The sequence below is a fragment of the Demequina sp. NBRC 110055 genome, assembly GCF_002090135.1.
Classification (GTDB): domain Bacteria; phylum Actinomycetota; class Actinomycetes; order Actinomycetales; family Demequinaceae; genus Demequina.
On record NZ_BBRL01000007.1, the window covers coordinates 153,686 to 177,741 of the forward strand.

Below are 24,056 nucleotides of genomic sequence, written 5' to 3' on the forward strand. Positions count from 1 at the left end.
CCGGCCCCCCGTTCTCCCGCGACGGGCGCCACCGCGCGCACGACGCCCTCACCCCGCGCTGGCGCGACGCCGCGCCCCACCTCCACCTCGGCCACACCGGACGCGGGCTGGCTGAAGAGCTGGACCAGGCGCGTGACGCGCCGAGGCGACCACGAGACCGTCCCGGCCCCGGCATCGGCCATCCGCAAAGACGTGGGCGACGGCACCATCGCCACCCCATGGGCGCGGGTCAGCGCACGCCTGCGCCCCGACACCGTCACGCAGCGACTCCAGGAGCGCCTGCGCGAGCGCCGCAGCGCGGACAGGCGCCTGTTCCTCAAGCGCTGGAGCATCCGGCTCGGCATTGCGGCGGTCATCGCCGCCGCGGTCTGGGCGCTGCTCATGTCGCCGCTGTTCGCGTTCGACGACTCCAAGGTGCAGACCTCGGGCTACGGCACGGTCGTGGACCCTACGGACGTCGAGGCGATCCTCGCGCCCTATGCGGGTGAGTCGCTCGCGCTCGTGAACACGTCACACGTCGAGAACCAACTCACGGAGCTCGTGGGCGTGCAGTCGGCGCAGATCGAGAAGGTATGGCCCCAGGGGCTGCGCGTGACCCTCACACCGTCGGAGCCCGTCGCGGCGATTCCGGACGACGAGGAGGGCTTCCGGCTGGTGAACCTTGCGGGGGAGCAGGTGAGCTCCTCAGAGGAGGCCCCGGCCGACCTTCCCGTGATCGACATCCCGGTGGGCGAGGAGCACGAGCGGATCCTGTCCGGCGTGCTCGCGGTCGTCGAGGAGATCCCGCTCGAGCTGCGCGAGTCGGTCGAGGGCGTCGAGGCCGAGACCGAAGACTCGATCCGTTTCACGCTGCGTGACGGGCCCGCGGTCGAGTGGGGAAGTGGCGAGGACTCCGCCACCAAGGCCGCCGTCCTCGGGGTGCTGCTAGCGGACGACGCCTCGAAGGATGCGTCGCTCATCGACGTCTCCGCGCCCACGTTCCCCACCGTGTCCTGACGCGACTCGCCGCGATTATCCGCGACACGCGCGCGCCGCTGACGGGAAATGTGCACCGTGCCCGTACCGTCATGCGTGGAAACAAGTTGACATAACTATAACCCTCAAGTAGAGGGTTAAGGTTGGGAGAGGGTCTCATGGCCGCACCGCAGAATTACATCACCGCCATCAAGGTCGTCGGCGTGGGCGGCGGCGGCGTGAACGCCGTCAACCGCATGATCGACGTCGGGCTGAAGGGCGCCGAGTTCATCGCGATCAACACCGACGCTCAGGCGCTGCTGATGTCCGATGCCGACGTCAAGCTGGACATCGGCCGCGAGCTCACCCGTGGGCTCGGCGCCGGCGCCGACCCCGAGGTGGGCCGCCAGGCCGCCGAGGACCACGCCGACGAGATCGCCGAGGCGCTCAAGGGCGCCGACATGGTCTTCGTCACCGCGGGTGAGGGCGGCGGCACCGGCACCGGCGGCGCACCCGTCGTGGCCCGCATCGCCCGCGAGCTCGACGCGCTGACCGTTGGCGTCGTCACCCGCCCGTTCGGCTTCGAGGGCCGCCGCCGTGCCGACCAGGCCGATGCCGGTATCCAGACGCTGCGCGAAGAGGTCGACACCCTCATCGTCATCCCCAATGACCGCCTGCTCGACATCTCGGACGCGCAGCTCAGCGTGCTGGGCGCGTTCGCGGCGGCCGACCAGGTGCTCCAGGGCGGCGTCCAGGGCATCACCGACCTCATCACCACCCCCGGCCTCATCAATGTCGACTTCAACGACGTGAAGTCGGTCATGAAGGGCGCCGGCACGGCACTCATGGGTGTCGCGAGCTCGCGCGGCGAGTCCCGTGCACTCGAGGCGGCCGAGGGTGCGATCGCGTCGCCGCTGCTCGAGGCGTCCATCGAGGGCGCGCACGGCGTGCTGCTGTCGATCGCCGGTGGCTCGAACCTGGGCATCAAGGAGGTCGAGAACGCCGCCCGCCTGGTGCGCGAGGCGGCTCACCCCGAGGCCAACATCATCTTCGGAACCGTCATCGACGACTCGCTGGGCGACGAGCTGCGCATCACCGTGATCGCGGCCGGTTTCGACGGTGGCGCGCCGACCACCCGTCGTCACGAGGGCGCGATCGGCGGCTACGAGAACGCCTCGGCCGCCCCCGCCGCCGCGGAGAAGGAGCCGGTCCAGGCCCCCGTCGAGCCCTCGAGCGCGCAGGCCGTGCCGCAGGCGCTCGATGCCGACGAGCCCGAGCCCGACACCGACGCGATTCCCGTGCGCCCGTCACGTTCCGACGACGTGCTGGACGTTCCCGAGTTCCTGCGATAACCCGCATGATCGACGCCGGGCTTCCCGTCCGCGCGTTCTTCACCACCCGTGACGGGGGAGTCTCCCTCGCCCCGTTCGACACGCTCAACGTCGCCGACCATGTGGGCGACGACCCGGCGGCGGTTCGCGAGAACCGCCGCCGGGTGGAGCGGATGGCCGATGCCCCCGTCACCTTTCTGACGGCCGAGCACGGCATCACGGTCGCCAGGGTCGACGCACCCGGCGCGCCGTCGCCGCGCGCCGACGTGCTGGTCACCACGACCCCTGGCGTGGCGCTCGCCGCGATCGCCGCCGACTGCGTGCCGGTGGTGTTGCACGATGCCGTGACGGGCGCCGTGGCTGCGGTGCACGCGGGGCGCCCCGGAGTTTTTGCCGGCGTCATCGATGCGGCCTGGGCCGCACTGCTCGACCTGCGCCCGCGAGACGCGGCGCGCGACGCCATCCGTGCCGCCATCGGCCCCGCGATCTGTGGCCGCTGCTATGAGGTCCCCGACGAGATGCGGGCGGCCGTCGCCAGGCGCCACCCGCTGGCGTTCTCCCAGACCTCCTGGGGCACTCCCGCGCTGGACCTGCCTCGGGCCATCGAGGCACGCCTGGGCGAGCTGGGGGCACGTGACATCACCCGCATCCCGGTATGCACCCTCGAGGATGAGCGGGTGTTCTCGTACCGCGGCGAGCGCGTCACCGGGCGCCATGCCGGCGTCATCGTCCATCCGTGATGAGGCGCGGCGTGTCGCTCCCGATCCTCGGCATCCTCGGCCCGTACCTTGAGAGGGAACTTCAGGTGACCACCGGCAGGAGAAACCATGAGCGCCATGCGTAAGGCGATCCAGTACCTCGGCTTCGACACGAGCCAGCACGAGGACTACGACTACACGGATGAGGAGCTCGCTCCCGTGACCCACCTGCACGAGGTTTCCGAGGTGCGCGAGAAGGCCGAGGCCCCGGCGGCGCGCGAGCGCCACCGCACCCCCGCATCGGCCATGTCGGACAGCGACCTGCGCCGCATCCAGACCATCAAGCCGCGCACCTACAACGACGCGCGCCTGATCGGCGAGGCGTTCCGTCAGGGCGTGCCGGTCATCATGAACCTCACCGAGATGTCGGACGCCGACGCCAAGCGCCTGGTGGACTTCTCCGCAGGCCTGTCGTTCGGCCTGCACGGGTCCATCGAGCGCGTCACCACCTCGGTGTTCCTGCTGTCGCCCGCGCACGTCGAGATCGGCGTGGACGAGGAGCCTCCCGCTCGCAAGGACAGTGAGTTCTTCAACGAGCGCTGACGTCGGTTAGGCTCACCGCGTGTCAGCAGCTATCTCCGTGGTGCAGTTCGCCCTGTTCTTGTTCATGATGGCGCTCATCGGCCGCATGATCTTGGGCTTTGTGATGTCGTTCTCGCGCGACTGGCGTCCTGCCGGCGCGATGCTGGTCGTGACGGAGTCGATCTTCACCGTCACGGACCCTCCGCTCAAGGCGCTTCGGAAGGTCATTCCTCCGCTCCAGCTCGGTCAGATCCGCTTCGATCTGGCCTTCCTGGTGCTGTTCCTTGGCTGCTCGATTCTTAGCAACCTGCTCAATGTCTTTGTCGCGTGACTCATGTGCGCGTCGATAGACATGTGAGTACAGTGAAAACTCATCAGCCCTGGTCGGCGTCCGCCGGCCGCGACTTAACCCGAGGTGGTCACCCATGGCACTTCTGACGGCAGAGGACGTCCTCAACAAGGCGTTCTCCAAGACCAAGTACCGCGAAGGTTTCGACCAGGACGAGGTCGACGACTTCCTGGATGAGGTCGCGCACACCATCTCGTCGCTCATCGCCGAGCGTGACGACCTCGCGCAGCGCCTCGCGCAGGCACAGGCCGGTCAGCCCGCCGCCGAGGCCCCCGCACAGGGCGACAACCTCCTGCAGGCCGCCACCGACCCGACGCCTCCGAGCGCCACCGGCATGCTGGCCATGGCGCAGAAGCTGCACGACGAGTACGTCGCCGCCGGTGAGGAAGAGCGCGACCGTCTCATCGACGAGGCCAAGACCAAGGCCGAGTCGATCGTCGAGCAGGCCGAGACCGATGCCAAGAGCCGCATGGATGACCTCGCGACCGAGCGCAGCGCCCTTGAGTCGAAGATCGACGACCTGCGCCGCTTCGAGCGCGACTACCGCGGCCGTCTCAAGAGCTACCTCGAGAACCTGTTGGGAGACCTCGACCACGGTGGCGACGAGACCCCCGCGGCCCCCGCTGCGTCGTCGGCCGCTCCGGCCGTTGCCGGTGGCTTCGGCCTGGCGAGCGCAGCGGCAGCCGTGAACTCGGCCGCCGATGCCCCCGCCGAGGAGCCCGTCGAGGAGTCCTCCGACGAGGTCGAGCGCCCCGAGCCCACCCCGAGCCCGTGGGCCCAGGTGCGCGACCAGTCCGCCGCATCGGCCGTGTCCGCGCAGGAGTCCGGCGAGGCGGAGGTGCCCGCATGGGGCGCCTCGCAGTACACCCCGCGCCTCGAGCCCCGCGACGACGTCGAGCAGTCGAACGTCGCTCGTACTTTTGGTGCCGACGCCGAGGGCGAGCAGCACTAAGACCACACCGCGAGGGGCGCCGCGTCGGCTGAGGCCGGGCGGCGCCTCGTCGTGTGCCGCGTGGCGCTTTGCTCGCGCGCCGGAATCGGACTAACATCGCTCCACTACCCGAAACGAGGATGGGCATGACCAGTACAGACCTGACGGTGGTGGTGATCGACCCCGCCGATCTGAAGGCCTCCGACGCGAAGGCCATGCCCGTGCGCGACGGCGACGAGCCGTGGAAGATCGCGGAGTTGCGCGACATCGTCACGACACTCAACGAAGACGTCGAGCGCCTGGTAGCCGAGTTCGAGGGCGCCGAGAGCGAGCTCGACGATCTGCTGCACACCTCCGAGGGTGCCGGTGACGACCAGGCCGACGCCGGCTCGACCGCGCTGGAGCGCGAGCAGGAGATGTCGATCGTCAAGAACACCCGCGAGATGCTTGAGCAGAGCATCGACGCGCTGCGCCGCGTCAAGGCCGGCCACTTCGGTGCCTGCCAGGTGTGCGGGCAGGGCATCGGCAAGGCCCGCCTGCAGGCGTTCCCCCGTGCCACCCACTGCGTCACCTGCAAGCAGCGCGAGGAGCGTCGTTGACCTGGCGGCCAGCCTTTTGGCTGGTCGCTGCCGCCGTCGTAGCCGTTGACCAGGCCACCAAGATCTGGTCGCTCAATAGCCTGGTGCCGTACGAGAAGCACGAGATTATCGGCGAGTGGCTGCAACTCCAGTTGGTATTCAACTCGGGTGCCGCCTTCTCGCTGGGAGCCGACTACACGTGGATCGTGACGCTCGTCATGATCGCGATCACCGTCGGCATCGTCTGGTACGCGCGGCGCGCACAGTCGACCCTGGCGATCTGGCTCTTCGGCTTGGGCCTCGGCGGGGCGATCGGCAACCTCATTGATCGCGTGTTCCGGGAGCCGGGCTTCATGCACGGTCACGTGGTCGACATGATCAACTACAACAACTGGTTCGTGGGCAACGTCGCGGACATCGCCATCGTCGGCGTCGCCGTGGTGTTCCTGATCGCGGCGTTCGCCGGTCGCACGGTGCTGGCGCCGTTGCAAGGTGGCGATGCTGGCAGTGCCGCTGCGGGCAGTGCCGATGGGGGCAGTGCCGATGCGGGCGACGCCACCCCCGCGGGTGACGCCGATCCTTCCACCACCGCATCGGCCTCCGGCACCGCAGCAGACGCGCCCTCGCCGGCCGCGCCGTCACCCGCGACCCCGGACGCCGGGGCCCACCGTGGGTGAGACGCGCTACCTTCCCGTTCCCGACGCGCTGATCGGCGACCGCGCCGACGCCGCGCTGTCGCGCATGCTGGGCCTGTCGCGCACGAAGGCGGCCGATGTGCTCGCCGCGGGCGGCGTCATGCAGGACGGACGCACGCTCGCGAAGTCGGACCGCGTGGGCGACGGAATGCTCATCGTGGACCTGCCCGACGAACGCTCCGCGGCGCCGGAACCCGAGGTCCCCGGCGGCCTCGCGCTGGTGTACGAGGACGATGACCTGGCCGTCGTGGATAAGCCCGTCGGCGTCGCCGCGCATCCTTCGCCCGGCTGGACCGGCCCGACCGTGGTGGGGGCGTTGGCATCGGCGGGCGTGACGCTCGCGTCCTCGGGCGCCGCCGAGCGCCAGGGGATCGTGCATCGCCTCGACGTCGGAACGTCCGGCCTGATGGTCGTCGCGAAGTCCGACATCGCGTACTCGCACCTCAAGCGTGCGTTCAAGGAGCGCACAGTCGAGAAGATCTACCACGCGGTCGCGCAGGGCCACCTGGACCCCACCGCGGGCACCATCGATGCGCCGATCGGCCGCCACCCCAGCTCCGACTGGAAGTTCGCGGTGACGCAGGACGGCCGCCCGTCCATCACCCATTACGAGGTGCTGGAGATGTTCCCTGCGGCGTCGCTGCTGGAGATCCACCTCGAGACCGGGCGCACGCACCAGATCCGCGTCCACATGTCCGCGATGCGCCACCCGCTCGCGGGCGACCTCACGTATGGCGCCGACCCCACGCTGGCCACGCGCCTGGGCCTCACCCGCCAGTGGCTCCATGCCCGTGAGCTCGCGTTTGCTCACCCCACCCGTGACGGCGAGGTGCGGGTCACCTCCGAGTACCCGGCGGACCTTGCCGCGGCGCTGGAGACCCTGCGCGGCTAACCCCTCCGGCATCGGTTTGGCCCACGGTTGTGACTGATGTGGCTGATGCGACGCGTGGGTGCGTCACATCAGCCACATCAGCGTGTACGAGCCCCATGTGTGGGCCACACCGATGGGAGTCAGGGGAGGGTCGCCAGGAAGTCCAGCATCGCTGTGCTGATCTGCGCGCGGGCCTCGTCGTCGCCGAGCGTGGGCGTGCCGTCGCCCGGCTGCACCCCGTAGTCGCCGAAGGACGCGTGGCTCGCGCCCTCGATCACGGTGAACACGGTGTCCTCGGGCAGGTCCGCGCGGGACGCCTCGATCTTGTCCGGAGTCGACAGCCCGTCCTCGGACGCGGAGATCGACAGCACCGGGACGGTGAGCGACTCGGAAATATCGTCGGCGGGGTAGGAGCCCAAGAGGATCAGCCCCGCCGTCCCGCCCAGGTCGTCGCCGTCGTGGTCGTCCGCCTGCATGGCCGCGACCGTGCCCCCGAGTGAGTGCCCGGCGACCACCCATTGCGCGACATACGGCTCGCGCAGCGGGTCGGGCCAGCGCGACAGCGCCGTGAAGGCAATGCCAAGGGGCTGCTTGATGATGACGACCGGATACCCGGCCTCGGCGAGAGGCGTGAGCTCCGCGACGTAGGCGCGGGCGTCGACCCGCGCGCCCGGCTGGAACAGCACGCCGGTGCCGTCCACGGTAGTGCTGTCGACCCGGCTAAGGGTGATCTGCGTGGCCGTTTCCTCGACGGTGACGGTGTCGGTGCCGTCCATCGCGCTCAGCGAGGGCTCGGTCGCGCCGAACGGCGTGAGCCACACCAGGAACGCCACCCACGCAAGGGTCGCGACGTAGCCGACGAGACGCAGCGCCAGGCGCCAGCCCCGCGGGCCGTCGTCGGACATCGGCCGTCGCCACGACCACACGAGCATCGCGAGGCCCAGGAGCGCGGTAAGGCCCAGCAGGCCCGGGTACAGGGGGCTACCGTGGACGACCGGGCTCCATGCCGTCGCCAGGACCCAGGCGGGCCCCGCGACAGCGACGACCGCCACGATCCGGGTGACCCACCGGGGCCAGGTGCGCGTCATCGGCGTTCCTGGTCAGGCGCGCTCAGCGTATCGAGGTACGGGCCAAGGAGGCGCAGCACGGTGCGCTCGACGTCTTCGAGGCTCTCACCGGATTCGAGGCGTCGCGAGGCATGCACGACGACGGTGTTGATCATCGCGCCGATCCGCTGGGGTTCCTGCTCACCGCCGCGGGTCAGCGCATCGAGCAGCGGCTCCATGAGGGTCCGATGGAACTGGCTGGCGCGCGCGCCCAGGGCCTCAGCCGGGCCTACCGACGACAGCGCCTTGGCGAGCGCATGCTGGCCGCCCGCGACCATCGCGAGGTTCTCGTGGATGAACGCGCGGACGATGTCGCCCGGCTCGCTGAGTGGCGCGTACGCGTCCTCGAATCGCCGCTCCCACTGCGGGAAGGCGTGGGCGATCACGGCCTCGAGCAGGGCATCGCTCGACGAGAAGTAGTGATAAACGCTCGAACGTGACAGCCCCGCGCGCTGGCCCACGTCGGCCAACGAGGGAGTGGACTCCGGGTGCTCGTGCAGAGCCTCGATGGCGGCGTCGAGGAGGGCCTGGAGGCGTGCGGCGCGATGCTCGGCCACGGTGGCCTCGTCGATCTTCGGCATATCTCCCTCCCCAGTGTCGTCGCTGGTGTGCGTGGGTTGCGCTGCTCAGGGTAGCGCGACTGCTAGCCCAATTCCTTGAGGATGCGCTTGGCGGACACGGGCTCCGAGGTGCCCAGGCGCTGCGCGAACAGCGACACCCGTAACTCCTCGATCAGCCAGCGGGCTCTCTCCAGCCGGGCCGCCCTCTCGGGGTCGGGGCGCCCGCGCTCGTACGCCGCTGTCGCCTCCGCGACGGTGTCCGCGACGTCGCGCACCTGGCCCGCGAGGACCGCGTCCTGGTGCGGGTTCGCGGCGGCCTTGTCGAGCCGCTGCGTCAGCGCGGTGAGGTAGCGCGCGAGGTGCGGAAGGCGCTGGTGCGGGGTCGCGGCGATGAAGCCGTCATAGATCAGCGTTCCGGCGACCGCGCGCAGGTCCGCGAGCGTGGTGAGGAGGGCGAGGGAGTTGGCACCGCCGATCGCGACGTCGAGTTCGCGATACGCCGTGAGTGCCTGGGCGGCGACCGCTGCCACCGCGAGGACCTCGTCCTCGAGCGCAGCGCGGACGCGCTCGCGCAGGGACTCGTAGGCGGGGCGGTCGCGCACCGCGGCGAGATCGTCGTCTGCCGTGAGCCGCGCGATGGCCGCGCGCTGCAGGTCTGTCGCGAGGGCATCGGTGGTGCGGTACGGCGAGGCACCCAGCGCCATCGCCTGCTGAGCGTTCCATCGCGTGGTGATGCGCTTGGTCGCGAGGGCGCACTCGGTCAGCAGCAGGGCGGCCACGCCACCCGCGTGGGACGGCGCGATGGCCTCGGCATGCGCGAGCACACGCAGCGACACCACGTCCTTGTCGGCGGCGAGGGCGGGATAGCCCCGTACCGTCGCGGTGCCCGCCTGGACGGTGACCTCGGACGGGAGCGCGTCGGAGGGCGAGCCCTCGATCTCCGGCCAGCCGGCGAGGTCGCCTTGCTCGATGGTGCCGGTGAGCACGGAAGATCCATGCCGTGCGGAGGTGTCCGGCGCGGGCCCACCGGCGCGCGGCTCGGCCTCGGGCCCGGCCTTCCCTGATCCGCGGCGCGCCACGCCAGCGGGAGTCCCGATGGCCGCCGCGACGGCCGCCTGCGCCTCGGGCGCGAGACGACGTTGCAGCGACAACAAGGACGTGGACTCGCCCAACACCTCGCGCCCGTCCTCGACGCGGAAGGTCATGCGCAGGTGGTCGGGCAGGCGCTCCTCGTAGCCGTCCCACGACTCGGCGGGGATCTCGACGTCGCGTAGCTCACGGACCGCACGCGTGAAGGCCTCGCGGTAGGGCTCGGCCATGTCGCCCGCGCGGGCCACGTCCTCCCACGCGGGGGACTCGGCGCGTAGCCACGCGACGATCGCGCGCGCGGCGTCGGGCGCGGGCACGAGGAGCCTGCGCACCGTCTTCGGCAGCGCCCTGATGGTGGCGGTCGCGAGGTCGTCGGCCATACCCGGCACCATCCAGTCGAACCCGTCGGGCACCACACGGGCGAGGACCGCAACGGGGATGTGGACCGTCACGCCGTCCGCCGCGGAGCCGGGGGAGAGCTGGTACGTCAGCGGCAGCGTGAGGTCGCCTTGGGGCCAGGCATCCGGGAAGGCGTCGAGGTCGAGGTCCTCGTGCTCGGGCGCGACGTCATCGAGGGAAAACGTCAGCAGCCGCGGGGAGCGGCGGCGCTCGCGGTCCCACCACCGGTCGAAGTGGCGCTGGGACACGATCGACTCGGGGAGGCGCTCGTCGTAAAAGTCGAACAGCGTGTCCTCGTCGACGATGAGCCCGCGCGAGCGCGTGCGCGCCTCGAGTTCCTCGGCCTCCGCGAGCACGCGCTGGTTGTCCTTCCAGAACCGATGATGCGTGCGCCACTCGCCCTGGACCAGGGCGTGCCGGATGAACAGCTCGCGCGCCTCCTCGGGGTGCAGGCGTCCCCACAACACCGTGCGGTCGGTGACGATCGGCACGCCGTAGAGCAGCACGCGTTCAGTCGCGACGGCCGCGCCGCGCTTGGCCGACCACACGGGCTCCGAGTGGGTGCGCTTGGCGAGGTCGCCCGCGAGCTCCTCAGCCCATTCGGGCTGGATCGCCGCGACGTCGCGCGCCCACAGCCGCGAGGTCTCGACCAGCTCGGCAGCCATCACGAAGGCAGGCGGTTTCTTGGACAGCGCAGAGCCGGGGAAGATCGCGAACCTGGTGCCACGCGAGCCCAGGTACTCGTTGCGCGCCTGCTTCTTGGCGCGACGCATGGCCGCCTCGCGGGCGCCGCCGCTGAGGTGAGAGAACTGCGAGGCCTTGGGCTCGCCCGTCTCCTGCATGCCGATCTGGCTGAGCAGGCCGGACAGGACGGAGCGATGGATCGCCTCCTCGTCCCACACGTAGCGCACCGAACCCGCGCGCGGGCCGTCGCCAGGGCGACCACCGCCCGAGGCTCCCTCGCCATCCGACCCAGCCGCGGCATCGGCCGCCACCGCATCCTTGCGCGCCCATTCAATGCCCAGCGGCTTCGCGGCGATGCGGATCTGCTCGACCACGTCCTGCCACTCACGAATGCGCAGGTAGTTCAGGTGCTCGGAGCGCACCTCGCGGCGGAACTGATTCCCGGAAAGCGAGCGCCGGCGCGCGCGCAGGTGCTCCCACAGGTTCAGATAGGTGAGCACGTCGGAGGTCGGGTCCGCGAAGCGGCGGTGCAGGGCGTCGGCGGTCTCGCGCACCTCGGCGGGGCGCTCGCGGGGGTCCTGGATCGACAGCGCGGCCGCGACGATCGCGACCTCGCGGGCCACGCCGCGGCGCGAACCCTCGACCACCATGCGGGCGGCGCGCGGGTCCATGGGCAGGCGCGACAGCGACCGGCCGGTGGCCGTGAGCCGGGTGACGCCGCCGGACACCTCGATCGCGCCCAGCTCGCTCAGCAGCTGCACGCCGTCGCGGATGGCGCGCGTGTCCGGCGGCTCCACGAACGGGAACGCGGCGACGTCATCCGGCGACGAGACCACGCCCACGGCGATCATCTGCAGCAACACGGAGGCGAGCGACGTGCGCAGGATCTCGGGCTCCGTGAAGGCGGGTCGGCCCTCGAAGTCCTCCTCCGAGTACAGCCGGATCGCGATGCCGTCGGCCAGGCGCCCCGCGCGGCCCGAGCGCTGGTTGGCGCTGGCCCGCGAGATGGGCTCGATGGGCAGGCGCTGCACCTTGGTGGCCTTCGAGTAGCGCGAGATGCGCGCCGTGCCGGGGTCCACCACGTAGTGGATGCCGGGAACGGTCAGGGATGTCTCGGCGACGTTGGTCGCCAGCACGATGCGCCTGGCGCTGTGCGCCTCGAACACCCGATGCTGCTCGGCGGCGCTCAGGCGGCTGTACAGCGGCAGGATCTCGACGCGCCGGGCATGCTTGGGGTCGCGGGCGCGCGGGCCCAGGTGGCCCTCGAGCGCGTCGGCGGCGTCGCGGATCTCGCGCTCGCCCGAGAGGAACACGAGGATGTCGCCCGCGCCCTCGGTCAGCAGCTCTTCACACGCCGCGACGATTCCTGTCGCCTGGTCGACCTCGTCGCCGCGCGTCTCGCCCGCGAGGGGGCGATAGCGGATCTCCACGGGGTACGTCCGGCCCGTCACCTCGACCACGGGCGCCGTCTCTTGGGCGGCCGATGCGTCGGCTGGCTCGGGTACGGCAGGCGCCATGGCATCGGGCGCCGCCTCGAGCGGCGGCAGCGGGCCGCCGGGGGCGAAGTGGCGGGCGAAGCGCTCGGAGTCGATGGTGGCCGACGTGATGATGATCTTGAGATCGGGGCGGCGCGGCAGCAGGTTGGTCAGGTAGCCGAGCAGGAAGTCGATGTTGAGGCTGCGCTCGTGTGCCTCGTCGATGATGAGGGTGTCGTAGGCGAGCAGGTCGGGATCGCGCTGGATCTGGGCCAGCAGGATGCCGTCGGTCATGACCTTGACGAGGGTCTTCTCCGAGCTCTCGTCGGTGAATCGCACCTGGTAGCCGACGATGTCGCCGAGCGTGGTGCCCAGTTCTTCCGCGATGCGTTCTGCGACGGAGCGGGCGGCGATGCGGCGCGGCTGGGTGTGGCCGATCTGCCCCTCGCGGCCCCGACCGAGGTCCAGGCAGATCTTGGGCAGCTGGGTGGTCTTTCCCGATCCGGTCTCGCCCGCGACGATGACGACCTGGTTGTCGCGGATCGCGGCGGCGATGTCCTCGCGGCGTGCGCTCACGGGCAGCTCGGCGGGGTACGAGATGGGCGCGACGGTGACGGCTCGCCTGGCCGATGCCGCGGCCTCAAGCTCGCGTCGGTTCACCTTGCGGTGGGGGTCGCGGGGATTCGGCTTCTTGCCTTGGCGACCCCGACGGGAGCCGCGCCCGCGCGGCTGGCCGGCACCGGCATCGGCCGTCGGGGACTCGTCACTCACGCCTCTATTGTTTCAGGCCTGAGCCGCGGCCCGGCGCGGCCCGCGATGTCGGCGGGCGGTCCTAGAATCTTGTGCCATGCCGGGCTCCGATTTTGTTCACCTCCATGTCCACACCGAGTACTCGATGCTGGACGGTGCGGCGAGGCTGAACGATCTGTTTGAGCACGCCAAGGAACTGGGTCAAACCGCGATCGCGACGACCGACCACGGCTACATCTTTGGCGCCTACGACTTCTGGGCCAAGGGCCAGCAGTACGGCGTGAAGCCCATCATCGGCGTCGAGGCGTACCTGACCCCTGGCACCGCGCGTCAGGACAAGACGCGTGTGCGGTGGGGCGAACGCGGCCAGGAGTCGGACGACGTCTCGGCCGGTGGTGCGTACACCCACATGACCATGTGGGCGCAGAACACCGTCGGCATGCACAACCTGTTCCGCATGTCCTCCTACGCGTCGCTCGAAGGACAGTTCCACAAGCCCCGCATGGACCGTGACCTGCTGCAGCGCTACGGCAAGGGCATCATCGCGACCACGGGCTGCCCGTCGGGTGAGGTCCAGACACGCCTGCGCCTGGGCCAGTACGACGAGGCACTCAAGGCCGCCGGCGAGTTCCAGGACATCTTCGGCGCCGAGAACTTCTACGTCGAGCTCATGGACCACGGCCTTCTGCTGGAAAAGCGTGTGCGCGAGGACCTGCTGCGCCTGGCCCACCAGCTGGGCGCGCCGCTGGTCGCGACCAACGACTCGCACTACGTGCGCAAGGAAGACTCGGTCGCGCACGAGGCGCTGCTGTGTGTGCAGTCCGGCTCGAACCTCAACGAGCCCACCTACGAGCAGGGCGGCAAGCGCTTCGCCTTCAACGGCGACGGCTACTACCTCAAGAGCGCCGCGGAGATGCGCGAGCTGTGGCGCGAGCTGCCCGAGGCGTGCGACTCCACGCTCGAGATCGCCGAAAAGTGCGAAGTCGAGTTCAACACCAAGGCCGACTACATGCCGGTCTACGACGTCCCCGCGGGCGAGGACGAGCATTCGTGGTTCGTGAAGGAGGTCCAGAAGGGCCTGCACGAGCGCTTCGGCGAGACCATCCCGGCCGAGGTGCAGGAGCGCGCCGACTTCGAGATCGAGGTCATCGCTGGCAAGGGCTACCCGGGCTACTTCCTGGTCGTGGCCGACTTCATCCAGTGGGCCAAGGACAACGGCATCCGCGTGGGGCCGGGCCGTGGTTCCGGTGCGGGCTCCATGGCCGCGTACGCCATGAAGATCACGGACATCGATCCGCTGGTCCACGAGCTGTACTTCGAGCGCTTCCTCAACCCTGAACGCGAATCCAAGCCCGACTTCGATATCGACTTCGACGAGCGCCGTCGCTCCGAGGTCATTCGCTATGTAAGCGACAAGTACGGCGAGGAGAAGGTCGCGATGATCGCGACCTACGGCACCATTAAGGCCAAGCAGTCGCTCAAGGACGCGGCACGAGCGCTCGGCAAGCCGTTCTCCGTGGGTGAGACGCTGACCAAGGCGTACCCCGAGGCGATCATGGGCAAGGACATGCCCCTGGTCGGCATCACCGATGCCAGCCACGCACGCCACCATGAGGGTGCGGACTTCCGGGCGCTGCTCGAGACCGATCCCGAGGCACAGGAGGTCTTCGAGCTCGCGCAGGGCCTCGAGGGGCTGAAGCGCCAGTGGGGCGTGCACGCCGCCGGCGTCATCATGTCCAGCCATCCGCTGATCGACATCATCCCGATCATGCGGCGCGAGCAGGACGGCGCGGTCATCACGCAGTTCGACTACCCGACCTGCGAGGGTCTGGGACTGGTCAAGATGGACTTCCTGGGGCTGCGCAACCTCACGATTCTCGACGACGCCCTCGACAACATCGTCGACAACGGCAAGGAGCCGCTGGTCCTCGAGGAGCTCGAGCTCGCCGATGAGGCGACGTTCGATTTGCTGGGCCGAGGCGACACCCTCGGCGTCTTCCAGCTCGATGGCACGGCCATGCGCCAGCTGCTGCGCCAGATGAAGCCCGACACGTTCGAGGACATCTCCGCCGTCCTGGCGCTGTATCGCCCGGGCCCGATGGGCATGAACTCGCACACCAACTACGCGGAGCGCAAGAACGGGCGCCAGGAGATCTCGCCCATTCACCCCGAGCTCGACGAGCCGCTGCGCGAGGTGCTGGGGATCACGTACGGCCTCATCGTGTACCAGGAGCAGGTGCAGCGCATCGCGCAGATCGTCGCCGGCTACACGCTGGGCGCGGCCGACCTGCTGCGCCGCGCAATGGGTAAGAAGAAGAAGGAGATTCTCGACAAGGAGTTCGGGAACTTCGAGGCCGGCATGAAGGCCAATGGCTACTCCGACGCCGCCATCAAGGCGCTGTGGGACACGCTGCTGCCGTTCGCCGACTACGCCTTCAACAAGGCGCACACCGCGGCGTATGGCGTGCTGTCGTTCTGGACCGCTTACCTCAAGGCGCATTACCCGACCGAGTACATGGCGGCGCTGCTGACCTCGGTCGGCACCGACAAGGACAAGTCCGCGCTGTACCTCGCCGAGTGCCGCCGCATGGGCATTACGGTGCTGCCGCCGGACGTCAACGAGTCCAAGGGCCTGTTCTCGGCCGTCGGCACCGACATCCGCTTCGGTATGACCGCCGTGCGTAACGTGGGCTCCAACGTGGTCGAGGCGATCGTGAAGACTCGCGAGGATAAGGGCGCCTTCACGTCCTTCCAGGACTTCCTCGACAAGGTGCCCGCGTCGGTGTGCAACAAGCGCACCATCGACTCGCTGATTAAGGCCGGAGCGTTTGACTCCCTGGGCCACACGCGGCGCTCCCTCAACGCCGTCCACGAGCAGGCCATCGACTCGGTGGTCGGCGTGAAGCGCCAAGAGGCCACCGGCCAGTTCGACCTGTTCGGCATGGACGAGGAGATCGGCTCGGGCGTCAAGGTCACCGTCCCCGAACTCGAGGAGTGGGACAAGAAGACCAAACTCAACCTCGAGCGCGACATGCTGGGCCTCTATGTGTCCGACCATCCGCTGTCGGGCCTTGACCACATCATCCGGTCCGAGGCCTCGCACCAGATCCTCAACGCCACCCCCGCCAACGGCGTCTCTGATGGGGGACAGGTCTCGTTCGCCGGGCTGCTGACGCGCGTCGACCGACGCGTCGCGAAGTCCGGTAACGCGTACGCGATCGTCACCCTCGAGGACCTCACCGGTGAGACGGAGATCTCCTTCTTCGGCAAGACCTACGAGACCTACGCGCGCGACCTGGTCGATGACGCGGTCGTGGCGATTAAGGTGCGTGCGCGTGAACGCGGCGACGGTGGCCTGCAGTTCTCTGCCGTCGAGCTGCGTGTGCCGAACCTCAATGTTCAGGACACCTCGCCGGTGGCGATCACGATTCCCGCCGCGCGCGTAAACCCGCCGATGGTCGAGGAGATCAAGTCGATCCTGCGCTCGCACCCCGGCAACATCGAGGTACGGATGGTGCTCACCGGCACCGGCGACCCCATCACGATGCGCCTGGGTGACGAGTTCCGGGTGGCGCGCTCCTCGGCGCTCTATGGCGACCTCAAGGCCGCGTTCGGCGCGGGCTGCCTGGTCCCGGTCTAGCCAGGGGGCGTCCCGGGGCGTCGTCCGCGCGCCTCTTCGGCACGTCCCTTCGCCCAGTGGACCGTGAGAGTGCCCCCATGCACGTCGGCGTCTCCCAGTGGACATCTGCGGAGGTGCGGTGTTGTCCACAGATGCGGACTTGCCCGCGCACGGCGGCGACGACGTCGGTAGTGTCCCTAGACATGGGTGCAGACCGGGGGCTTCTGCAGACCGCCACGCGGGCCGTGGCGGGGCTCGGAGTGCTCGTCGCAGTCCTGGCGGGGTGTACCAACGACCCCGAGCCGATCGTCACCACGACCCCGACGCTCTCTCCGACGGCTTCTCCCGCCGCTTCGTCGAGCCCCTCGCCGACTCCCACGCCCTCTCCAAGCGCGACAGCGCTCACGGAGGAGGAAGTGCTGGCGCAGATCCCCGAGAATGCGCGCAACGAATCGCTCGGCGACGCTTTTGCCTTCGCTCAGTTCTTCGTCATCGAATCGCAGCGCATGATGATCGGGTTCGACACGGAACTGTTTGCTGCGCTCTCGTCGACGGAGTGCGTTTTCTGCAACAACTCGCTTGAACTCGCCGATGATCTCCAGCAGAAGGATCTACGGATCGAGGGCGGTGAAATTGAGATCTCAGACGCACTTCCCGACGGTGGATTGCAGGCTGATGGGACGTGGCGCATTGAGTTCGAGATCGACGTCGGCGAGCAACGCACACTTGACGCTGATGGCTCGGTGGTCGAAACGGTGCCGCCAAATCACCTTGTGGCATCGGTCGTTCTCAACCACGACGGCTCGCGGTGGCAGGTAGAAGGTGTCGGCGCCAAGGAGTCGACATGATTGAACTTGCTCTGGCGATTGCAGTCTTGATCGCTCCGCAGACGTCTAGCCCATCCACTCTCGAGTCTGTGCCGGGATGTGGTCGTCCGGATGCTTCTAGTTCGGGATGGGCGGGACGTACCTGTGGTGACACTGTGGGTGCAGGTCAGGGGAACGTGTCTAACGCTCCGTCCGCCGCGACTGACTCGGCGGCGTCGGGCAACGTTGGTTACCAGGACCGCTATGAGCGCCACCCGATCTGTGGAGACTGGGACGCTGGTGGGAGCCCCTTTGCGTGGCTCTCGTTGCGGTTCACGGAAGAAGTTCCTGGGTGCAATGGTCCGACAGTCGTTCTCCCCGACATTCTGTGCCCCGACGGTCAGATTCTGGTCGATCCTCTGTGGGTAAGTCGCGTCACCGACGCGGGCGAGTATGGGCCATGGGTCATCGCCGACGCTGACTTGTGCGCCACCGACACCGACGCCCTCTACGCCGCCGCGGTTGACGCCTGGCGCTCGATGGACATCACGCCCAGCGGCTACGAGATTCAACCCGACACCGGCTACGCGATCGCCAGTCTTGGCGTAGTCCCCGTCGCCGAAGGCGGCCCACAGACCCGCACGGTCACCCTCCTCGGCGCTAACGTCCAACTCCGCGCCACCCCGCAGAGCTTCACGTGGGCGACCAGCGACGGTGACTCGTGGACCACCACCAGCCCCGGCGCCACCTACGCGAACGGCGGTGAGCCCTACGTGTTCGACCCCGGCGAGCGCCGCATCCAACTCACGCTCGCGACGGAGTGGACTGGCGAGTTCTCCCTGAACGGCGGCGCTACCTGGATCGATGCTCCAGGCACGGCCACCACGACGTCGACGACCACCAGCATCCACATCTACAGTCCGCGCTCACGGCTGGTCGATTGCGACCTCAACGGCGACTGCGGCAGCAGCCAGCGAGCGGCGAACACAGATGTACCCACGGTCCTGGATCCCGATGGTGACGGCACCGACAACTACACGGTCCCGGACGGCCAGATCGCTGACTACCTTGCGGCTCGCAAGGACTGAAACAGCAACCCGCAGCCCCACCTCGCTCAGTAAAGCGACAGCCCACCATCGGACTTGATGACCTGGCCGACCACCCATGCGCCCTCGTCCGAGCACAGCCAGGCGATGAGTCGTGCGGGATCCGCGGGCTCGCCGAACCGCCCGAACGGCGTCCGCGCCCGCCACTCGTCGATCGGGCCCAGGTCGCGGTCCGTGGAATCAGAGTCCAGATAGCCCGTATTGACGGGTCCGGGGTTGATCGTGTTGAGGATGATGCCCAGCTCGAGCAATTCCGCCGCCACCGTCGCCGTCACACCGGACAACGCGGCCTTGGATGCGGCGTAGGCAACCTCGCCGCGCATGGCGCCATCGCCCTGACCGGACGTCATCCAGATCACGCGACCCACAGGGCCAGGGAGGGGAGTGCGCTCGCCGTGGTCGCCCGGACGTGCCCCGCCAGCGACGCCACCGTGGAGCGCCGCAAACGCCGACGTCATGAGCAGCGTGGCCCGCGTGTTGGCCTCCCAGAACGCGGTGAGCCGCTCGGCGGTCATGTCGTGGATCGAGCCATCGTCGCCGCTCTTGGCCTGGTTGCACACCAGCACATCGAGCGTTCCGGTGAGGCCCGCAGCCTCAGCCACGAGCGCCTCGGGCGCTCCCGGCAAACGGAGGTCGACGCCCGCCTCTCCGACCATCGCGCCGGGCGCCGCGAACGTCCGCAATTCGGCGACGACCTCGTCAATGTCGTCGCCGCCCCACGGCTGGTCGAGGTCGTGAGGCCGGTGATGCTGGATGAAGACGGACGCGCCGTCCTCGAGGAAGCTCCTGGCCACGGCAAAGCCGATGCCGCGGCGGCGTGAAACTCCGGTCACAAGTGCGGTGTGCATGACGGTGAGCGTCCCACAGGACGCACAGAATTGCTGACAACGACGGTGAGTGTCCAATGAGGGGAGGTACTAGCGTGGCACCCATGAGCACAGCCATGTGGCAGCGGGTTGAATCCATCGCCATCGCAGCAGGCATCGTGCTGGTGACCGTCATGGGCTTCGGCTACGCGTGGTGGTGGCTGCTCGCCCTCTTCCTGGTCTTCGACCTCAGCGCGCTTGGTTACCTCGCGGGTCCGCGCGTGTGTGCCGTGCTCTACAACGCCGGTCACTCGTACATTGGTCCCGTCCTTGCGGCCGGGCTTTTCGCCCTGTCGGGGGCCGATGCCGTGATGATTGCCGCTCTTGCCTGGGCTTTCCATGTCGCGGCGGACCGGGCGTTGGGGTACGGGCTGAAGGAGAACGACGACTTTCAACATACCCACCTGGGTTGGATCGGCAAGCGCGAGGCGCACTGAGGGTCCACGACGACACGGCCAGGTGCGCCAGAGCACACTGGCCGTCCACCACGGCGCAGGGGAAGGCCGAGGGGGGAGCGCAGGGCAGACAGGCAGGTGGGGTCAGCCCGATAGGCTGGGCGGGTGCTGAGCCGCATCGATCTCCGTGACCGTGACCTCACCGCCCGCGAGCTGCTCCAGGTGGTGCCCCGAGCTGACCTCGACGTCAGCCACGCCATCGAGATCGTGACGCCCATCATCAACGATGTGCGCGAACGCGGAGCCGCGGCGCTGCGCGAGTACGCCGCGAAGTTCGACGGCGTCGAGATCGAACACCTGCGGGTGCCGCGCGAGCGCATCGACCAGGCGCTTGAGACGCAGGACCAGGCGGTGATCGACGCGCTGCGCGAGGCCATCGCCCGCGTGCGCACGTTCCACGAGGCCACGGTCCCGCCGCCCGTCGCGGTCGAGGTGGCAGCTGGTGCTCAGCTCGCGCAACGCTGGGTGCCCGTGGGCCGAGTAGGTCTCTACGTGCCCGGCGGACTGGCGGTCTACCCGAGTTCCGTGGTGATGAATGTGGTGGCGGCCCAAGCGGCGGGCGTGCCGTCCATCGCGGTCGCGACGCCCCCGCAGAAGGAGTTCGGTGGCGAACCGCACCCCACGATCTTGGCCGCGTGCGCGCTGCTGGGCGTCGACGAGGTTTACGCCGCCGGAGGCGCCCAGGCGGTGGCGATGCTCGCCTATGGCGTCGACGACTTATGCGACCCGGTCGACATCATCACGGGTCCCGGCAATGTCTACGTCGCGGCCGCCAAGCGCGCGGTCAACGGCGTGGTGGGCATCGACGCCGAGGCTGGTCCCACCGAGATCGCGATCATCGCGGACGACTCTGCCGACCCTGAGTTTGTGGCCGCCGACCTGCTGAGCCAGGCCGAGCACGATCCCCTCGCGGGATCCGTCCTCATCACCGACTCCGAGGTTTTTGCCGAGCGCGTGGAGCAGGCCCTGGGCCGCCGCGCCGACGACACCAAGCACCTCGCCCGCACCAAGGAGGCCCTCACCGGCGTGCAGTCGGCCGTGATCCTCACCAAGAACATCGCGCAGTCCATCCAGGTTGCCGATGCCTACGGTGCCGAGCACCTCGAGATCCACACGCGTGACGCCGACGACGTCGCCGGCCGCATCCGCAGCGCCGGCGCGATCTTCGTGGGCCCGTACAGCCCCGTGCCACTCGGCGACTACATGGCCGGCTCCAACCACGTGCTCCCCACCGGTGGCACCGCACGGTTCGCGAGCGGCCTCAACACCACGAGCTTCCTCAAGGCGATCCAGTACATCCGCTACAGCGAGAGCGCGCTGAAGGAGATCGGCCACAAGGTTGTCGCGCTCGCGAACGCCGAGGATCTACCGGCCCACGGGCAGGCCATTCAGGCTCGTCTCGAGCGTTCATAGAGCAACGGCCAAGGTCGATGCGCGTCTCAGGTGTCGTCGTGAGCATTGTGGCGGCAGGGATGGCGCTCGCGGCGTGCGACACGACTGACGAGGCCCTGGGCGAAGCACAGGCGGGCTTTGGTGTGCCGCGGCAGCCCGATGACGCCCCGATCGAGGGCGAGCGCACCGACATCTCGGGCGTGGTGCGGGTGCGAGGCAACGACTGCGTCGACCTCGAAGTCGATGGCTTGCAACGCTGGGCCGTCTGGCCGGCCGATTCTGGCGCCGTTGACGGCGGTGCGATGCCCGAACTTGACGGTGTGGCCGTGGACGCGGGCGACGGGATCACGGGTACGGGCGCGCTGGTGACCGCCGATGCGTTGCCCGATTGGGGTGGCGACGGCTACTTCGCGGCTTTCGGAGGCTTCTGCGACGCGGACAAGGTCGGCGTGGTGGTTCTCGACCACGCGACGATCTCCCCACGGCGCGCCCAACGCTGAGGCGACTCCTACCGCACCCCAAGCACAAACGGGTAGACGGCGGAGGCCCCGGCCTGCTGAAGCAGCCGCGCCGCCACCGTGAGTGTCCAGCCGGAGTCCGTGTAGTCGTCGACCAGCAGCACCGCGCGCCCGCCAAGCGACGCGGCCGCCGCGTCCTCGAGCCGCAGCCGCCGCGCCACCACGGCGAGCCGCTGCGCCGAGTTCAGGTCATGCCGTCCCGGCTCCTCGAGCCCGGCCGCGGGCGACAGCCAGCCCAGGAACGGCATCTGCAGATACCTGGCTAGCCCGGGCGCGAGGTGGCCCATGAGCTGCGGCCGCGTCGTGGACCGCACCCCGACCACCGCGTCGATGGTCCGTACCCGGGTGAGGCCCGCGCCCGTCCACAGTCCGTCCCAGTCGTCGAGCACACGGGTCGCCGCTCCGCGCAGCGGCACCGGCGTCTCGCCGTCCACCGGCGCGCCCGACGCGTCGCGCGACTCCAACAGCTCGCGCAACTGCACGGCCCACCCCAGCCCGTCCAGGCGGGCCACGGCGCGTCCCGTCTCGGCCTGTTCGCCGGCGGGGATGCGCCCGCGTAGGTCCAGCCCCATGCGGTCCACGCCGCTGGGCCACTGCTTGCGGGCCACGACCTCCACGCCGACGCGGTCCATTTGCGTGCGAGTGGCCGCGACGGCATCGGCCGTCGGCACGGCGGGTAGCGACACCCCTCCACACACGTCGCACCGCCCGCACTGCCACCCATCGACCAGCTCCGGATCGTCGAGAACCCGCCGCAGGAACGCCATCCGGCACGTTTCCAGCCGCTCGTACTCGAGCATCGTGTCCTGCTCCGCCGCCCGCGCCGCCGCCACCCGCGCATACCGCTCGGCGTCGTACGCCCACGGCTCGCCCGTCGCGACCCAGCCGCCCTGGACTCGGCGCACCGCGCCGTCCACATCGAGCACCTTGAGCATCGACTCGAGCCGGCCGCGGCGCAGGTCCACAGCGGTCTCCAACGCGGGCACGGACGTGGACCTTTCTGCCGACAACGCACCCAGCGCGGCACGTACCTGCTCCTCGGGCGGGAATGCCTGGGAGCCGAACCACTCCCAGATCGCGCGATCCTCGGATCCCGGCAGCAGCACCACCGTCGCCCGGTCCACGCCGCGCCCCGCTCGCCCCACCTGCTGGTAGTACGCGATGGGGGAGGACGGCGCGCCCAGGTGCACTACGAAGGCGAGGTCGGGCTTGTCGAAGCCCATACCCAAAGCGGACGTCGCGATGAGCGCCTTCACGCGATTGGCCTTGAGGTCCTCCTCGAGGCTCTCGCGCTCGGTCGGATCCGTGCGCCCCGTGTACGCCGCGACCTCGAGCCCGGCGGAGCGGAGTTGCGACGCCACCTCCTCCGCCGCGGAGACCGTGAGGCAGTACACGATCCCCGAGCCGTCGATCTCAGTGAGCGCCCCCGCGAGCCATGCCACCCGCGCGGCCGGATCTGGCAGCGACACCACCGCGAGGTGCAGCGACTCGCGGTCCAGCTCTCCGCGCAGCACCAGGACCTCCTCGCGGAGGGCGGTCTCGTCGCCTCCCGCCACGGCATCGGCCACCGCCGCGGGCGCCCGCACGCCCAGCTGCTCGGCCACATCCGCCGTCACCCGCGCGTTCGCGGTCGCCGTCGTGGCGAGCACCGGGATGCCCTCGGGTAGGTCCGCCAACAGCGTCCGAATGCGCCGGTAGTCGGGCCGGAAGTCGTGACCCCAGTCGGAGATGCAGTGCGCCTCGTCGATCACCACCAGGCCGGCATCGGCCGCGAGCCGGGGCAGCACCTCGTCGCGAAAGCCAGGGTTGTTGAGGCGCTCGGGCGAGCACAGCAGCACGTCGATCTCTCCACGGGCAATCGCGGCGTGCACGTCGTCCCACTCGGTTACGTTCGCGGAATTCACCGTCGCCGCCCGCGCCCCGGCGCGCGAGGCCGCCGCGATCTGATCGCGCATGAGCGCGAGCAGGGGGGAGACGATGACCGTCGGGCCCGCCCCACGCGCCCGCAGCAGCATGGTCGCCACGAAGTACACCGCGGACTTTCCCCACCCAGTGCGCTGCACCACGAGTGCCCGCGCATGCCTCGACACCAGCGCCTCGATCGCGGTCCACTGGTCGTCGCGCAGTGCCACCTCGTCGCGGCCCACCAGGCGGCGCAGCGAGGCCTCGGCCTCCTCGCGGAGCGAGGTCTCGGTGGCCGATGCGACAGCGGGCTGCGTACTCATGCCCACCACGGTAGGGG

At 69.5% G+C, this 24,056-nt stretch carries 20 protein-coding genes; 15 read left to right on the top strand and 5 right to left on the bottom strand.

Annotation, left to right across the window (positions count from 1 at the left end; translation table 11 throughout):
* Window positions 1-132: 132 nt before the first annotated feature.
* From B7K24_RS08865 to B7K24_RS08905, 9 genes are all read left to right on the top strand, one after another.
* Window positions 133-996: a cell division protein FtsQ/DivIB gene (locus B7K24_RS08865; RefSeq protein ID WP_084129973.1), complete on the top strand. Its 864-nt coding sequence runs from the start codon at window positions 133-135 to the stop codon at window positions 994-996.
* A gap of 137 nt (window positions 997-1,133) precedes the next feature.
* A complete protein-coding gene (ftsZ, locus tag B7K24_RS08870) occupies window positions 1,134-2,306 on the top strand; it encodes a cell division protein FtsZ (protein WP_084129974.1) in 1,173 nt (390 codons plus the stop codon).
* 5 nt (window positions 2,307-2,311) lie between these two features.
* Complete coding sequence (gene pgeF / locus B7K24_RS08875) at window positions 2,312-3,025, top strand: peptidoglycan editing factor PgeF (RefSeq protein ID WP_084129975.1); 714 nt, start codon at window positions 2,312-2,314, stop codon at window positions 3,023-3,025.
* Window positions 3,026-3,112: 87 nt separating this feature from the next.
* The gene (locus B7K24_RS08880) at window positions 3,113-3,586 is read left to right on the top strand and encodes a cell division protein SepF (RefSeq protein WP_084129976.1); all 474 of its coding nucleotides are present in this window, start codon (window positions 3,113-3,115) and stop codon (window positions 3,584-3,586) included.
* 19 nt (window positions 3,587-3,605) lie between these two features.
* Complete coding sequence (locus tag B7K24_RS08885; protein WP_084129977.1) at window positions 3,606-3,896, top strand: YggT family protein; 291 nt, start codon at window positions 3,606-3,608, stop codon at window positions 3,894-3,896.
* A gap of 94 nt (window positions 3,897-3,990) precedes the next feature.
* Window positions 3,991-4,866: a DivIVA domain-containing protein gene (locus B7K24_RS13565; RefSeq protein ID WP_084129978.1), complete on the top strand. Its 876-nt coding sequence runs from the start codon at window positions 3,991-3,993 to the stop codon at window positions 4,864-4,866.
* Between the two features lie 125 nt (window positions 4,867-4,991).
* Window positions 4,992-5,444 carry a TraR/DksA C4-type zinc finger protein gene (locus B7K24_RS08895; RefSeq protein WP_084129979.1) on the top strand — a complete coding sequence of 151 codons (453 nt, stop codon included), beginning with the start codon at window positions 4,992-4,994 and terminating at the stop codon, window positions 5,442-5,444.
* The gene (lspA, locus tag B7K24_RS13660; RefSeq protein WP_144268217.1) at window positions 5,441-6,100 is read left to right on the top strand and encodes a signal peptidase II; all 660 of its coding nucleotides are present in this window, start codon (window positions 5,441-5,443) and stop codon (window positions 6,098-6,100) included. Before B7K24_RS08895 ends, lspA begins: the two co-directional genes overlap by 4 nt.
* Complete coding sequence (locus tag B7K24_RS08905) at window positions 6,093-7,010, top strand: RluA family pseudouridine synthase (RefSeq protein ID WP_144268218.1); 918 nt, start codon at window positions 6,093-6,095, stop codon at window positions 7,008-7,010. Before lspA ends, B7K24_RS08905 begins: the two co-directional genes overlap by 8 nt.
* Window positions 7,011-7,129: 119 nt before the next feature.
* On the opposite strand, the gene B7K24_RS08910 is transcribed toward B7K24_RS08905, so the two are convergent.
* The 3 genes from B7K24_RS08910 to hrpA all read right to left on the bottom strand — a co-directional run bounded on the left by B7K24_RS08910 (window position 7,130) and on the right by hrpA (window position 13,073).
* Window positions 7,130-8,077: an alpha/beta hydrolase gene (locus tag B7K24_RS08910; RefSeq protein ID WP_084129981.1), complete on the bottom strand. Its 948-nt coding sequence runs from the start codon at window positions 8,075-8,077 to the stop codon at window positions 7,130-7,132.
* Window positions 8,074-8,676, bottom strand: a complete 603-nt coding sequence (locus B7K24_RS08915; RefSeq protein ID WP_084129982.1) for a TetR/AcrR family transcriptional regulator — start codon at window positions 8,674-8,676, stop codon at window positions 8,074-8,076. The genes B7K24_RS08910 and B7K24_RS08915 overlap by 4 nt, the downstream gene beginning before the upstream one ends.
* Before the next feature lie 62 nt (window positions 8,677-8,738).
* Entirely contained in the window at window positions 8,739-13,073 is a 4,335-nt protein-coding gene (gene hrpA / locus B7K24_RS08920) for an ATP-dependent RNA helicase HrpA (RefSeq protein WP_234986643.1), read from the bottom strand.
* A gap of 76 nt (window positions 13,074-13,149) precedes the next feature.
* Here hrpA and dnaE point away from each other — a divergent pair, with 76 nt between their 5' ends.
* The 3 genes from dnaE to B7K24_RS08935 all read left to right on the top strand — a co-directional run bounded on the left by dnaE (window position 13,150) and on the right by B7K24_RS08935 (window position 18,565).
* Window positions 13,150-16,692 (top strand): DNA polymerase III subunit alpha, encoded by a 3,543-nt coding sequence (dnaE, locus tag B7K24_RS08925; protein ID WP_084129984.1) that lies wholly within the window; start codon window positions 13,150-13,152, stop codon window positions 16,690-16,692.
* Between the two features lie 182 nt (window positions 16,693-16,874).
* The gene (locus B7K24_RS08930) at window positions 16,875-17,519 is read left to right on the top strand and encodes a DUF6318 family protein (RefSeq protein WP_144268219.1); all 645 of its coding nucleotides are present in this window, start codon (window positions 16,875-16,877) and stop codon (window positions 17,517-17,519) included.
* 155 nt (window positions 17,520-17,674) lie between these two features.
* Window positions 17,675-18,565 (top strand): hypothetical protein, encoded by an 891-nt coding sequence (locus B7K24_RS08935; protein ID WP_144268220.1) that lies wholly within the window; start codon window positions 17,675-17,677, stop codon window positions 18,563-18,565.
* 26 nt (window positions 18,566-18,591) lie between these two features.
* Here the strand turns inward: B7K24_RS08935 and B7K24_RS08940 are convergent, their stop codons facing one another.
* Window positions 18,592-19,431 carry an SDR family oxidoreductase gene (locus B7K24_RS08940; protein ID WP_084129987.1) on the bottom strand — a complete coding sequence of 280 codons (840 nt, stop codon included), beginning with the start codon at window positions 19,429-19,431 and terminating at the stop codon, window positions 18,592-18,594.
* 83 nt (window positions 19,432-19,514) lie between these two features.
* Here B7K24_RS08940 and B7K24_RS08945 point away from each other — a divergent pair, with 83 nt between their 5' ends.
* From B7K24_RS08945 to B7K24_RS08955, 3 genes are all read left to right on the top strand, one after another.
* Window positions 19,515-19,886, top strand: coding sequence for a DUF4260 domain-containing protein (locus B7K24_RS08945; protein WP_084129988.1), 372 nt, complete (start codon window positions 19,515-19,517; stop codon window positions 19,884-19,886).
* A 123-nt stretch (window positions 19,887-20,009) separates the two neighbouring features.
* Window positions 20,010-21,317: a histidinol dehydrogenase gene (gene hisD, locus B7K24_RS08950; protein WP_084129989.1), complete on the top strand. Its 1,308-nt coding sequence runs from the start codon at window positions 20,010-20,012 to the stop codon at window positions 21,315-21,317.
* A 38-nt stretch (window positions 21,318-21,355) separates the two neighbouring features.
* The gene (locus B7K24_RS08955; protein ID WP_144268221.1) at window positions 21,356-21,796 is read left to right on the top strand and encodes a hypothetical protein; all 441 of its coding nucleotides are present in this window, start codon (window positions 21,356-21,358) and stop codon (window positions 21,794-21,796) included.
* Window positions 21,797-21,804: 8 nt separating this feature from the next.
* On the opposite strand, the gene B7K24_RS08960 is transcribed toward B7K24_RS08955, so the two are convergent.
* Complete coding sequence (locus B7K24_RS08960; RefSeq protein WP_084130041.1) at window positions 21,805-24,039, bottom strand: RecQ family ATP-dependent DNA helicase; 2,235 nt, start codon at window positions 24,037-24,039, stop codon at window positions 21,805-21,807.
* Between the last annotated feature and the right edge of the window lie 17 nt (window positions 24,040-24,056).